Source organism: Leeuwenhoekiella obamensis, assembly GCF_055391795.1.
In genome coordinates this window covers 3,080,672-3,094,314 of the sequence record NZ_AP029251.1, presented here as the reverse complement: position 1 = coordinate 3,094,314, position 13,643 = coordinate 3,080,672, and the positions used below count along the sequence as shown (strand labels likewise).

At 38.6% G+C, this 13,643-nt stretch carries 11 protein-coding genes; 7 read left to right on the top strand and 4 right to left on the bottom strand.

Annotation, left to right across the window (positions count from 1 at the left end):
• The first annotated feature begins 122 nt into the window (after positions 1 to 122).
• The gene (locus ACZ5L8_RS13715; protein ID WP_464438250.1) at positions 123 to 1,985 is read left to right on the top strand and encodes a cation:proton antiporter; all 1,863 of its coding nucleotides are present in this window, start codon (positions 123 to 125) and stop codon (positions 1,983 to 1,985) included.
• A 39-nt stretch (positions 1,986 to 2,024) separates the two neighbouring features.
• On the opposite strand, the gene ACZ5L8_RS13710 is transcribed toward ACZ5L8_RS13715, so the two are convergent.
• Complete coding sequence (locus ACZ5L8_RS13710; RefSeq protein ID WP_462600085.1) at positions 2,025 to 2,198, bottom strand: hypothetical protein; 174 nt, start codon at positions 2,196 to 2,198, stop codon at positions 2,025 to 2,027.
• A 1-nt stretch (position 2,199) separates the two neighbouring features.
• Positions 2,200 to 3,996: a translation elongation factor 4 gene (lepA, locus tag ACZ5L8_RS13705; RefSeq protein WP_464438249.1), complete on the bottom strand. Its 1,797-nt coding sequence runs from the start codon at positions 3,994 to 3,996 to the stop codon at positions 2,200 to 2,202.
• A gap of 157 nt (positions 3,997 to 4,153) precedes the next feature.
• On the opposite strand from lepA, the gene ACZ5L8_RS13700 reads away from it, so the two are divergent.
• Positions 4,154 to 6,571 carry an outer membrane beta-barrel family protein gene (locus ACZ5L8_RS13700; RefSeq protein ID WP_464438248.1) on the top strand — a complete coding sequence of 806 codons (2,418 nt, stop codon included), beginning with the start codon at positions 4,154 to 4,156 and terminating at the stop codon, positions 6,569 to 6,571.
• Between the two features lie 66 nt (positions 6,572 to 6,637).
• Positions 6,638 to 7,630: a tRNA dihydrouridine synthase DusB gene (gene dusB, locus ACZ5L8_RS13695; protein ID WP_462600088.1), complete on the top strand. Its 993-nt coding sequence runs from the start codon at positions 6,638 to 6,640 to the stop codon at positions 7,628 to 7,630.
• Here the strand turns inward: dusB and trhO are convergent.
• Positions 7,615 to 8,697, bottom strand: a complete 1,083-nt coding sequence (gene trhO, locus ACZ5L8_RS13690) for an oxygen-dependent tRNA uridine(34) hydroxylase TrhO (protein WP_464438247.1) — start codon at positions 8,695 to 8,697, stop codon at positions 7,615 to 7,617. The genes dusB and trhO overlap by 16 nt on opposite strands.
• Positions 8,698 to 9,154: 457 nt before the next feature.
• Here trhO and recA point away from each other — a divergent pair, with 457 nt between their 5' ends.
• From recA to ACZ5L8_RS13670, 4 genes are all read left to right on the top strand, one after another.
• The gene (gene recA / locus ACZ5L8_RS13685) at positions 9,155 to 10,162 is read left to right on the top strand and encodes a recombinase RecA (protein WP_462600090.1); all 1,008 of its coding nucleotides are present in this window, start codon (positions 9,155 to 9,157) and stop codon (positions 10,160 to 10,162) included.
• Between the two features lie 73 nt (positions 10,163 to 10,235).
• Positions 10,236 to 10,649: a membrane lipoprotein lipid attachment site-containing protein gene (locus ACZ5L8_RS13680; RefSeq protein ID WP_462600091.1), complete on the top strand. Its 414-nt coding sequence runs from the start codon at positions 10,236 to 10,238 to the stop codon at positions 10,647 to 10,649.
• Positions 10,650 to 10,658: 9 nt separating this feature from the next.
• A complete protein-coding gene (locus ACZ5L8_RS13675) occupies positions 10,659 to 11,204 on the top strand; it encodes an RNA polymerase sigma factor (protein ID WP_462600092.1) in 546 nt (181 codons plus the stop codon).
• The gene (locus tag ACZ5L8_RS13670) at positions 11,201 to 12,640 is read left to right on the top strand and encodes a hypothetical protein (protein WP_464438246.1); all 1,440 of its coding nucleotides are present in this window, start codon (positions 11,201 to 11,203) and stop codon (positions 12,638 to 12,640) included. Before ACZ5L8_RS13675 ends, ACZ5L8_RS13670 begins: the two co-directional genes overlap by 4 nt.
• Positions 12,641 to 12,789: 149 nt before the next feature.
• Here the strand turns inward: ACZ5L8_RS13670 and ACZ5L8_RS13665 are convergent, their stop codons facing one another.
• Positions 12,790 to 13,533 carry a lysophospholipid acyltransferase family protein gene (locus tag ACZ5L8_RS13665; protein ID WP_464438245.1) on the bottom strand — a complete coding sequence of 248 codons (744 nt, stop codon included), beginning with the start codon at positions 13,531 to 13,533 and terminating at the stop codon, positions 12,790 to 12,792.
• Between the last annotated feature and the right edge of the window lie 110 nt (positions 13,534 to 13,643).

Genomic DNA, 13,643 nt, shown 5'->3' with positions numbered 1-13,643 from the left:
CTAAAAGCGTTAAAAATGGGTTTTTCGGTCGTAAGATATTAAGCTATATTTAACAAGGAAATATGAATGGCTAATTTTTGCCTTACGGCAGAAATACTTAACATAGCACAAATTTTGCATGCATGCTTGAACTAGGAGGAATAATTATATTGGGGATTTTGGCGCAATGGGCAGCCTGGAAGTTTAAAATTCCTGCAATCTTACCGCTTATTTTAGTGGGCCTTCTTGTGGGGCCACTTTCATCACTTTATACAGAAGATGGTACAAAATGGATAGAGCCTATTTGGGATGGCGATGCTGGGATCTTTCCTGGTGAACGTCTTTTTAATTTTGTCTCGCTTGCCATAGGTATAATTCTCTTTGAAGGCGGATTAACCCTGCGTATTAGCGAAGTAAGAAACACAGCACCGGTGATCACAAAATTGATCACGATAGGTTCTGTCGTGACGTTTTTTGGTGGGGCATGCGCTGCTTATTACATCTTTGATCTAGACTGGAGAATTGCCTTTCTATTTTCTGCTTTGATCATTGTTACCGGGCCTACGGTTATCACGCCTATTTTGAGAAACATTCCGCTTAAGAAAGATATTTCAGCGATCTTAAAATGGGAAGGTATTCTTATTGATCCAATAGGTGCACTTGTTGCCGTACTTGTTTTTGAATTTATAAGCGTTGGCGCAGGATCTGAATTCACGCTTACTGCGCTTGAAGAATTTGGTAAGATCGTACTCTTTGGGTTTACCTTCGGGTTCACTTTTGCGCACGGTTTAGCTTTCGCTATAAAGCGAAATGTAATCCCGCATTATTTATTAAATGTTTCAACACTTGCTGCAGTTCTGGGAGTTTTCTTGCTCTCAGATATCTTTGCGCACGAAAGTGGACTACTTTCTGTCGTGGTGATGGGTATGGTGATGGGAAATATCAAATTGCCTAACATCAAAGAATTACTTTACTTCAAAGAATCATTGAGCGTTCTGCTTATTTCTATTCTGTTTATTCTGCTTGCTGCAAACATCAACATTGATGATCTGTATCTTATTTATAACTGGAACGCGGTTATACTTTTTGCAGTTGTGGTTTTCATTTTAAGACCAGTAGGTGTTTTCTTAAGCGCCATGGGCAGCGGCCTTACAACCAGCGAAAAGATCTTTGTGAGTTGGGTAGGTCCTCGCGGTATTGTAGCTGCGGGTATCGCTTCGCTTTTTGGTCTTAAGCTTGCCAGCGAAAATGTAGAAGGTGCAGAATATATCACGCCATTAGTATTTATGATCGTGTTAGGTACTGTATTGCTTAATGCTACGACAGCAAGATTAGTAGCACGTATCGTAGGTGTATTCTTGACAAAATCTGAAGGTATTGTGATGATAGGCGCTTCACGTGCTTCAAGAATTATAGGCGAATATTTACAACGCAACGATCGCCATGTTGTGCTTGTAGATAGTAATACACAAAACATCCAGAAAGCAAAAGAGCGTGGCCTAGAAGCTATTGATGAAAGTATTTATAGCGATAGCTTACTTAACAATATTGAGTTGAATGACGTAGGGTATCTCATGGCTTTAACCGGCAACGGAGATATTAATAAATACGCTATAGATCGCTTCAGAGAGATCTTTGGTGAGAATGGATCGTTTAGATTGATCACACCAGAAGAGATGAACAATCCAACAGCAAATCCTAAGGAAGGTTTATTTTCTCCTACAGATGATTTTATCCGTTTAACAGAGGTTGCAAGAAGTTATCCTTCTATTCAAGAGATCGATCTGGATAGTAAAGAAAAATTTGTTGCGCTTATTGAATACACGCGCAAAGATCCAGATACTATACCGGTATTCTTAAAAATGCAAGATGGAGATCTTCAAATACTTAAATCTAATATTGAAGAACTAGAAGTTGACACTTTTGAAGGTACAAAACTTGTTTATCTAGGTAAGCCTATCGATCTAGAAGATGTAAACTTTAAAGCGCCTGCTACAGACGATTAAAAGTAAATGCAAGAAGTAATCATTGCACAATGGCCGTGATTACTTCTTGTCTTTTTTTGGCGAAAGCCAATCTGAAATTACCAGAATAATACCCAGGATCGTCCCGCCGGCCAAAATATAAACCGCCGTGTCGTTGTATTTAAGATCTGTTAATTGTGAGATGGCGCCGCATATAAAAATGAGGACAAGCCCTATAATTTGAATTCTATTCATCTTAATCGTTCAGTTTAAGAACGGCCATAAATGCCTCTTGCGGGATTTCAACATTACCCACAGCACGCATGCGTTTCTTACCTTTTTTCTGCTTCTCTAGCAGTTTACGCTTACGCGAAATATCACCACCGTAACATTTTGCGGTAACATCTTTTCTAAGCGCTTTTACGGTCTCACGAGCGATGATCTTTGCTCCTATCGCAGCCTGAATAGGAATATCAAATTGTTGACGCGGGATAAGCTGTCTTAGCTTCTCACACATTTTCTTACCTATGTCGTAAGCATTGTCTTTATGTAAGAGTGCAGATAATGCATCTACGTTATTACCATTAAGAAGTACATCAACCTTTACAAGATGAGATTTACGCATCCCTATAGGCGAGTAATCAAAAGAAGCATACCCTTTACTCACCGTTTTAAGACGGTCGTAAAAGTCAAAAACGATCTCAGCCAGCGGCATGTCAAAAATAAGTTCAACACGCTCTGGAGTCAAATAGGTTTGATTCACGATCTGCCCGCGCTTCTCGATACAAAGCGACATTACAGGTCCTACAAAGTCTGCTTTTGTTATGATCGAAGCCTTGATATAAGGCTCTTCTACACGATCCATAATAGATGGATCTGGCAAGTCAGATGGGTTATTTACTAAAATCGCTTCATCAGGATTCTTAATAGAATATGAATGATAAGACACGTTAGGAACCGTGGTGATCACCGTCATATCAAATTCACGCTCAAGACGTTCTTGTACGATCTCAAGGTGAAGCATTCCTAAGAATCCACATCTAAACCCAAAGCCTAGCGCCGCAGAACTTTCTGGTTGAAAAACCAGAGAAGCATCATTTAACTGCAGTTTCTCCATTGAGGCACGCAGCTCTTCATAATCTTCTGTATCTACCGGATAAATACCAGCAAATACCATAGGTTTTACGTCCTCAAAACCAGAGATCGCATTCTTTGTAGGTTCAGCTTTATCTGTGATCGTATCACCCACTTTTACTTCGCGAGCGTCTTTAATACCAGTGATGAGGTAACCCACATCACCAGCTTTAATTTCTTTTTTAGGATGCTGTTTTAATTTTAGCGTTCCTACTTCATCAGCAAAATAAGATTTACCAGTGTTGATGAATTTAATATTCTGTCCTTTTGTGATCTTACCGTTAATAACTCTAAAGTAAGTCTCAACTCCTCTAAATGGGTTGTAAACCGAGTCAAAAATAAGTGCCTGTAAAGGTTCATCCAGATTTCCCTTAGGAGCAGGGATACGATCTATAATTGCGTTAAGAATTTCTTGAATTCCTAGACCTGTTTTTGCACTAGCAGGAATCACATCTTCTGGGTCGCAGCCCAAAAGATCTACAATATCATCAGTAACTTCTTCAGGATTAGCACTAGGAAGATCTACTTTGTTAAGTACTGGGATGATCTCTAGATCATTTTCAAGCGCTAGATAAAGGTTAGAAATAGTTTGCGCCTGAATGCTTTGAGCGGCATCTACAATAAGCAAAGCTCCTTCACAAGCAGCGATACTTCTAGATACTTCGTAAGAAAAATCTACGTGTCCAGGAGTATCGATCAGGTTAAGAACAAACGGTTCACCATTATGAATATAATCCATCTGAATTGCGCGAGACTTAATGGTAATACCTCTTTCGCGCTCTAGATCCATACTATCCAGTAACTGGTCTTGCTTTTCTCTCTCAGTTACAGAACCTGTAAAATCCAGAAGTCTATCTGCCAGTGTACTCTTACCGTGATCAATATGCGCTATTATGCAAAAGTTTCTAATGTTCTTCATAGTCAATCAAAATGGCCTAGGTGCCAAAGCGCAAATATACGGTTTAGAAATACCATAAACTAAAATTTCTAAAGCACTAGGAACTTGCGTATCTCGATAAATTTTATCATTTTGGCGGTTAATACTCTGTAAGTATTAACGTATTTTTAACGCCCAAATGAAAATCCAACTTCAATTTTTTATCCTTATGCTGTTTGTGGCTTCCTATGGGCAGGAAGGCGCTATTGCCGGTAAGGTAGTTGATCAAAACGATCAACCAGTGGGGTATACAAATCTTCTTTTGCTTAAAGCAAAAGATTCTACCTTTATTAAAGGCAGTCTTACAGAAGAAGATGGAAAATTCACTTTTGAAAATATTGAATCACAAGAAGTTATAATTAAGGCTTCATTTGTGGGATATAAGGAGTTTTATACGCAACCGTTTCATATAAATGAAAACAAGAGCGACATTCTCATTAAGCTTGATGAAGATACTCAACAACTAGATGAGATCACACTCACGGCAAAAAAACCTTTTATTTCTCGCAAGGTTGACAGGATGGTTTTTAATGTAGAAAACACCGTTGTATCCACGGGGACGACCTATGATATTTTAAGAAGAACGCCTGGTGTAGTTGTGAATCAAGGGCAGATCTTAGTAAAAAATAATCCGGCGGCGGTGTATATCAACGATCGCAAAGTATATCTCAATAGTCTAGAATTACAACAATTACTTGAAGGTTATGCCGGCGTTAATGTAAAATCTGTAGAAGTAATTGTAAATCCGCCAGCAGGCTACGATGCAGAAGGCGGTTCTGTGATCAATATTGTTACTTCAAAAAATGTTTCTATAGGTTATAAAGGAAGTTTAAACGCTTCAAACACCGTGGGAATTGTACCAAAATACGCCGTAGGTACAAGTCAATACTACAAAAACAACTGGGTGGATGTGTATGCTAATTATACATTCAATTCTAGATATGATGCAAAAACTGATGATGGTTTTGTGCAGTTTTATTATCCAGATGGTAGTGAGAAAGCCACTTGGCAAGATATGTTTCATAAAGATGTGCGCACCTTTTCGCATAGTTTTAATACGATTATGGATTTCGCTTTAAGCGAAAAAGAAACATTGAGTTTTAGTGCAAATCTTTTACACACGCCAAAGGCTGATGCAGACATACACGGAAGAACCGAAATTTATAACGCAAACGGGAATCTTGATTCTTTGTACACCACAAAGAGTTTTCTAGAAAATGATTCTAATAATGTTCTCCTTAATCTTAACTACAAGAAAAATCTGGGTGAGAATGGAGCAACGCTTACGGTAAATGCAGATTATATTAATTTCAGAACAGATCAATCACAGTCAGTAAGAACAAAGTATTACAATGCTAGCGGCAATATGATCAATGCAAATGCCTTTAGCACGTTGCCTAGTCAAGATTCTGAGATCTATACCGGCCAGATAGATTATGATGGTAAAATTGGTGATTGGGGTTTTGAGGCTGGAGCCAAATATTCTGGTATTACCTCAAACAGCAAACAAGAGTTTCTTAATGAAACCGGTTCTGTAGATCAACAGTCTGCGACGCTTGATGATAATTTTGATTATACTGAAAATATCTACGCTTCATATTTCAGTTTTTCAAAAGAATGGGAAAAATGGAGTTTTAAATCGGGTCTGCGCGGTGAGTACACAGATGCAAATGGAGATTCTCGCACACTGGGTGTTGTAAATACACAGAATTATTTTCAGCTTTTTCCTACGGCATATTTATTACACATGCCATCAGAGAATCACAGTTTTAGGCTAGATTACAGCAGGAGAATTTCTAGACCACGTTTTCAAACTTTAAATCCGTATCGTTATTTTCTTAACGAGAATAACTTTAAAGAGGGAGATCCTAACATTCAACCAGCGATCGCAAACAAGGTAAACTTTAATTATACGTTTAGGAACAAGCTTTCTTTTGACCTGTATTATGAGCGGGTAGATGATAATATTAATATGCTACCATATCAAGATAATATAAACCTCAATTTAAGGTCTATAAACACAAATCTTATTTATGAGCATCAATATAGTCTTGATGTAGCCTATTATGATTTTATCACAAACTGGTGGTCAATTTATGCGCTTACTTCTGCTTTTAGAATGGAGAATGAATTTAATCGCATTGATCAGCCGGCAGAAACTGTAAAGACTAAAGTAAATGGACTTTTTAACCAACTGTACAATCACTTTGATCTGGATAAAGAAAGAGGCTTAAGTCTTGAAGTCACCACTTACTTAATGACCAATCTTGCATTAGGTTCTTATACACAAGACAAGCCACAATTTGGTTTAAACTTAGGAATTCGCAAAACCTTCTTTGATGATAGAGTGATCTTCACATTCAATTCTGAAGATATTTTTAATACAATGGCCATTCCTTTAAGTTCAAGATATCTGGATCAGAATAATTCTTACATGGCTAGACCAGAGAATCAAAAGGTGAGTTTTAGCCTTACTTACAAATTCGGTAACTTCAAACTTAACGACAACAGCCGCAGCACAGGAGCCGAAGAAGAGGCACGTTTAGAACAAAATTAAGCGGTAAATGTTCTTTTGGCTTAAAGCCAAAATGATATTGCGTATTTTTGCAAAAAATTATCTGCTTTGGCAAAAATAGGAGACATTGATGTAGGAGAATTTCCGTTGTTGCTTGCACCTATGGAAGATGTGAGTGATCCACCATTTCGTGCGCTTTGCAAAGAGCAAGGTGCAGATGTCGTTTACACAGAATTTATCTCGAGTGAAGGTCTGATTCGTGATGCTGCAAAAAGCGTTATGAAGTTAGATATTTATGAGAAAGAGCGTCCTGTAGGGATTCAGATCTTTGGTGCAAATCTTGAAAGTATGCTTCAAAGCGTCGAGATCGTTGAAGCGTCTAAGCCAGATATTATTGATATTAACTTTGGTTGTCCGGTAAAGAAAGTAGTTTCTAAAGGCGCCGGCGCCGGAATTTTAAAAGATATTGACCTTATGGTTTCGCTTACAGAAGCCATGGTTAAACACACAAAACTTCCTATTACTGTAAAAACCCGTTTAGGTTGGGATCACGACTCTATTAAGATCGTTGAGGTTGCAGAACGTTTACAGGATGTGGGTTGTAAGGCGATCTCAATTCATGGGCGTACGCGCGCACAGATGTATAAAGGTAGCGCAAACTGGGCGCCAATTGCTGAGGTTAAGAATAACCCTAGAATGCATATTCCTGTTTTTGGTAACGGTGATGTAGATTCGCCAGAGCGTGCTATTGAGATGCGTGATCAATACGGTCTAGATGGTGCGATGATAGGTCGCGCAAGCATAGGCTACCCGTGGTTTTTTAAAGAGGTAAAACACTTTATGAAAACAGGAGAGCATCTTGCTCCACCCAATATGCAAGAACGCGTTGATGCGGCGCGCAGACACCTTAAAATGTCAATAGACTGGAAAGGGGAGAAGCTAGGTGTATTTGAAACGCGCCGTCACTATACTAACTATTTCCGTGGGATTCCTCATTTTAAGGATTACCGTATGAAAATGGTTACCAGTGACGACGCGGTAGATGTCTTTGCAGTTTTTGACGAAGTAGAAGAAAAGTTTGCAGATCACGTATTCTCCTGAAACACGCCAGTGCCAGGAATGTGATTCTCACCTTGCTTTTTCTGAAACTTCAATTTCTCTGATCTTCCTTTTTTAAAGATCTTATTGCTGGCTTTTTTGCCTCTGCGTAGTGCTTTTTGCTCTTCGTATGGTAAAGCAATGATGTCTTTACATTCGTCAGAACAGCAATTGTTCATTGCCTCTTTACACTCATCACATTGTATAAAAAGTAGGTGACAACCTTCGTTAGCACAGTTTGTGTGATTATCGCAAGGTTTACCACACTGGTGACAATGTGCGATCACTTCGTCGCTAATTTTCTCAGCACGGCGGTGATCAAAAACAAAGTTTTTACCACGAAATTTATTCTCAAGTCCTTTTTCATTCACCTGGCGAGTGTACTCTATGATACCACCTTCTAGCTGAAAAACATTCTTGAAACCTTTGTGACGATAATAAGCGCTGGCTTTTTCACAACGAATACCACCGGTACAATACATCACAAGTTTTTTATCCTCCTTATGATCTTTAAGATCTTCTTCAATAATATCTAGCGAATCACGGAAAGTGTCCACATCTGGAGTAACCGCATTCTTAAAATGACCTATCTCACTTTCATAATGATTACGCATATCTACAAGTACCGTGTTCTCATCCTCAATAAGCGCATTAAAGGTTTCGGCATCTACGTGAACTCCTTTTTGAGTAACATCAAAGGTGTCATCATCAAGACCATCTGCAACGATCTTATGACGCACTTTTACTTTAAGTTTTAAAAAGGATTTAGAATCTTGTTCTACTGCGATATTTAAGCGTACATCTTCAAGAAAATAAATTCCGTCAAGAAAATTCTTGAACTCTTCAAAACGCTTTGCAGGAACTGAGAGTTGTGCGTTGATCCCTTCATGGGCAACGTAGATCCTGCCTAGGACTTCCATAGCGTCCCAAGCTAAAAATAGGTGATTTCTGAACAAGTGCGGATTGCCAATCTTGGCATACTGATAGAAAGACAGTGTTAATCTGTCATCGCCGGCCTCATCAATAAGCGCGGCTCTTTCTTTCGCACTTAACTTATTGTACAGTTGCATGCTATACTAATTTTTAAGATTAAAAGTGGCGCAAAAGTAATACTTATAAGTAGATGGTCAAAGTTTGCCTTTCGGCGAAAGCCAGAAAACAAAAATGCCCTCAGGAGTTCTAAGGGCATTTTTACTTGAACGGCTAATTCAATGTTATTATTAATTTCTCTTAATAAGAAGAAATCGCTAACCGCCGTCCAACTTTAGTGAGCAACTGAAAAAAGTACACTTCTGTTTCAATTGATCAAAAAATTCAAGATTTTTATAGATCATAGCATACTACTTTTACAAAGTAGATGCTGTATGTGTTAGAAGGTTGCGTTTATGGATGTTAAATTTTGGCGCAAACCATAAAAGGAAATATTCCTACAATTAGGAAATAATCCTGCGTGATGCATTGTAAATCATTAAAAGATGTGCTACCTTGCACACTTATAGAAGTATTGAAATAAGACAGTAAATAAATATGAGCAGCGAAAAAGAAGCTAAATTAAAAGCACTGAAACTCACCCTTGATAAACTGGATAAAACCTACGGTAAGGGTACGGTGATGAAAATGGGTGACAATGCCATTGTAGAAGTTGAGGCGATAAGCACAGGTTCTCTGGGATTAGACGTTGCTCTGGGTGTGGGCGGTTATCCTAAAGGGAGAGTTATCGAGATTTACGGTCCTGAATCTTCTGGTAAAACCACGCTTACATTACATGCGATCGCACAAGCTCAGAAAGCTGGCGGTATTGCTGCTTTTATAGATGCAGAGCATGCTTTTGATAGATTTTATGCAGAGAAGCTAGATGTAGATATTGAGAATCTTATTATTTCTCAACCAGATAATGGTGAGCAGGCGTTAGAGATCGCAGATAATTTAATACGCTCAGGAGCAATTGATATAGTTGTTGTTGACTCGGTTGCTGCGCTTACGCCAAAAAGCGAAATAGAAGGAGAGATGGGAGATTCTAAAATGGGTCTTCATGCACGTTTAATGTCGCAAGCATTAAGAAAACTTACTTCGTCAATTAGTAAAACAAACTGTACCGTAATATTCATTAACCAGCTTCGTGAGAAGATCGGGGTAATGTTTGGTAACCCTGAAACTACTACTGGTGGTAATGCATTGAAGTTCTATGCATCGGTAAGATTAGACATACGTCGTTCTACGCAAATTAAAAATAGCAATGGCGAGGTTATGGGTAACAAGACCCGTGTTAAGGTTATAAAGAATAAAGTAGCGCCACCATTCCGTCAGGCAGAGTTTGATATCATGTATGGTGAAGGGATTTCTAAAGTAGGAGAGATCATTGACCTAGGTGTAGACTATGAGATCGTTAAAAAGAGCGGATCATGGTTTAGTTATGAAGACACAAAACTTGGTCAAGGGCGTGATGCTGTGAAGTCATTATTGCTTGATAATCCTGATCTTATGGAAGAGCTAGAAGGAAAAATCAGAGAAGCTATTAAGATAGCGAACAGCTAGAGAAAAAAAATTTCTTTTAAAACGCAACCTTTTTCATCGATGCGCATCTACTTATAAAAGTATGATGTACAAGATGAAAAAGGTTTTTTTATTTTTAGGAATAGCGGCATTGCTAGCCAGCTGTTCTGTTGATGATGACACGATTGATTTTAGGTTTGAGGCTATGCCGGTGGCTGAGGTAGAGTTTCCAGACAGTTTAGTAATAGGAGACAGATACCAAATCCCGGTAAAATACGTTAGCCCATCTACCTGTCACTATTTTGAAGGGTATGACTATACAAGACAAGACAGTACAAGATTTGTATATGTTGTAAACCGTGTGTTAGAAAGAAATGACTGTGAGACTACTACTGATACTGTAGAGACAAATCTTAACCTTGAGGTGCTTTATAATTACACCTATGTATTTAAGTTCTTCAAAGGATATGATGAGAACGATGAACCAGAATATTTAACAGTAGAAGTTCCGGTAAAGTCAGACAATTAAAACTATAATTTGGGTCTAGAACAACTTATTGATGAATGCAAGAAGAAAAGACCCAAGGCACAAGAAGAGCTGTATAAGCGCTATGCAAATACGCTATTTACTGTAGCCTTGAAGTATTCTCGTGACCGGGCGCAAGCAGAAGATAACTTGCAGGACGCATTCATTACAATATTTGAAAAACTAGATCAATACAAGTTTAAAGGCTCTTTTGAAGGCTGGCTCAAGCGCATCACGATCAATACTGCGCTGCAGAAATATAGAAAGCAAGATACGCTTGAGCTGGTCAATGAAGAGAACGTTAAAGAAGTTACTGTAGAAGTTGATGAAGATGATCTTAAAGTAGATTTTTTACTCAAGATCATTCAGGAGTTGCCAGATAGATACAGGCTGGTTTTTAACCTGTATGTCATGGATGGCTACGCCCACAAAGAGATCGCAAAAATGCTGAAGATCTCACAAGGAACTTCAAAATCAAATTTGGCCAGAGCCAGATCTATTTTAAAAGACAAGATCAACGCTTTGCAAAACGATAATATTAAATCTTCAACCCTGTGAAGGAGGAGAAAAACATAGATAGATTATTTCAAGAGAAGTTCAAGGACTTTGAGGCTGCTCCTAGCGATGCGGTGTGGCAAAATATTCTTGCAGCTCAGCAAAAGAAAAAATCACGCGTTATCCCGCTGTGGTGGCGTGTTGCCGGTGTTGCGGCTCTTATCGCTGTGCTTTTTGGTCTGGCAAATATGTTCTTCACAAATCAAGATCCACAACAAGTTACACCAGCGCTTGTAGATCAAGATACGCCTGTAAAGACAGATCTTAGTGATACTTCAGATGTGGTGAATACTCAGGTTGTAATTGGTAATGATCAAGAGAAAGAAGAATCAAAAGCAACTCAATCAAAATCGAACAATAACTTACCAAATCCTAAAGTTACTGCTACAAAAAACAACACTGCAATTGTAACAACGGTAGACAAAAACGCTACTAACAATAACGCTTCCGCGAAAAAGACGCCGATAGAAAAGGTAGATGCAAACACGCAAAATGCTGTTGCGCAAAACCAAAATATTGGTGGTCTGGAAACTTTTGGCGAAAGCCAAAACAACAAGAATAACGCGCTGCAAAATGTAGATCAAACTACAATTACCGCTGTTGCAGAAAATGAAAAACAGCAGGAAAATGAGGAGGAAAAAACCTTGCCAGAGCTTGTAGATGAACTTAACAAAGAGCGTGAAGCGGTTGCAGAGAATGAACCAGAAGAAAAGGCAAAACGCTGGGGAATCGCGCCTAATCTTGCGCCGGTGTATTATGGAAGTTTTGGCGGTAATGGTATTGCGGCAGAGTTTAATGAAAACTCAAATCAAGGAGATGTAAACCTAAGTTATGGTGTGCAGGTGAGTTATGCGGTTAACGATAAACTTACCATTCGCTCTGGGGTTAATAAAGTAGATCTAAGTTACCGCACGGGCAATGTGGCGTTTACTCCGGGATTTTCGGCGCATGCGATAAGCAGTATAGATTATAAAAAGGATAACAGCATTGAGGTCGTTAATGCCCGTTCTAGTGAAGCCTTGTTGAACATGGCAAGTATTGGCACGTTCTCTGAAGTAGGGCAGACCAGCACAATAAGCGGCGGCGTGATAGGACAGCGAGTAGGTTATCTAGAAGTTCCACTAGAATTGCAATATGCTGTGCTTGATAAAAAAATAGGGATTAACGTGATAGGCGGTGTGAGCACACTGTTTTTAAATAACAACGAAATTAAACTGATAGACGGCGATCAAAGCAGCCTATTAGGAGAATCTAACAGTCTTAATAACACCAGTTTTTCTACAAACGTAGGTCTGGGACTAGATTATAAAATGACTGAGAATATTAAACTAAATCTTGAACCAATTTTTAAATACCAGCTTAATGCTTATAAAAACGCCGTAAGTGACTTTAAGCCTTATTATATGGGGCTTTACACCGGTGTAAGTATTAAGTTTTAACGACTCTAAGAGTTCATGAGGTGTTAATTGCTAGCTTCATGAATTCTCGTGAAAAAGGAGAATATCAACAATTAGGTTAGTTTTTTAGTTGGTTAGGTTATTGCAAATGCAATGATGAAGAAAAGCCGCCTTGGGTTAGGGCGGTTTTTCTATTTTTTATGGTCTGCTTTTAATTCTTCGAGGATCACATCGCGTGTTTGCTGGCGTAGCGACTTTCGGTCTTCAATACTTTCGCCGTCTGGCGAAATAAACTCAAGAACCTTGACGCGCATTTTACCCGGTCCACCGGAAAAGAAATCATAAGAAAAGCGTTTTTTATTATCGTAAAAAACCATTGGAACAACCGGAATGTTGTGCTCTGCCGCAAGCCTGAACGCTCCATCTTTGAAACTATCTAGTAAGATGCGTCTATCATTAGGCACGCCTCCTTCGGGAAAAATACAAATGCTTAAACCTTGTTGCAGACGTTGCTGGGCACTTTCAAAAACGGCTCTTCGACTGTGTACATTTCCGCGGTCTACAAGTATGCAAGTCTTTTTATAGAAGTAACCAAATATGGGAAACTTCGCTAATTCTTTCTTTCCTACAAAGACAAAAGGATTTTTCACCACGTGTAGCATCAACATAATGTCTGTCATAGATGTATGGTTTGCGACATACATATAACTTTTTCCTTTTTCAGTTTTTTGCAGGCGCTTGATCTTTGGCATAAAGCCCATACCATAAAGAATAATTCTCGCCCAGATTCTCGCTAAGCGAAAGAAAAAAGGATACCATTTATCTCTACTTACAGAAATTACAAGCAGCGGAAATAGAATAAGTATTGGCACAATGATCAAGATGTAAAACCATATGCGGTAAAGAAGTAGAAAAAATTTGCGAATGATCTTCATTACAATTTGTGCTATACCAGATTTATTTGCTTTGACAGCGGTTCAAAAATAGGCATTTCTCAGAGAGTTGTTTTTTTAAAAAAGATAACTTTGTAGCAAAATAATTTTCT

Coding starts and splice junctions, on each gene's coding strand:
- ACZ5L8_RS13715 (WP_464438250.1), top strand. CDS start 123: ATGCTTGAACTAGGAGGAATAATTATATTGGGGATTTTGGCGCAATGG.
- ACZ5L8_RS13710 (WP_462600085.1), bottom strand. CDS start 2,198: ATGAATAGAATTCAAATTATAGGGCTTGTCCTCATTTTTATATGCGGC.
- lepA (WP_464438249.1), bottom strand. CDS start 3,996: ATGAAGAACATTAGAAACTTTTGCATAATAGCGCATATTGATCACGGT.
- ACZ5L8_RS13700 (WP_464438248.1), top strand. CDS start 4,154: ATGAAAATCCAACTTCAATTTTTTATCCTTATGCTGTTTGTGGCTTCC.
- trhO (WP_464438247.1), bottom strand. CDS start 8,697: ATGCAACTGTACAATAAGTTAAGTGCGAAAGAAAGAGCCGCGCTTATT.
- recA (WP_462600090.1), top strand. CDS start 9,155: ATGAGCAGCGAAAAAGAAGCTAAATTAAAAGCACTGAAACTCACCCTT.
- ACZ5L8_RS13680 (WP_462600091.1), top strand. CDS start 10,236: ATGAAAAAGGTTTTTTTATTTTTAGGAATAGCGGCATTGCTAGCCAGC.
- ACZ5L8_RS13665 (WP_464438245.1), bottom strand. CDS start 13,533: ATGAAGATCATTCGCAAATTTTTTCTACTTCTTTACCGCATATGGTTT.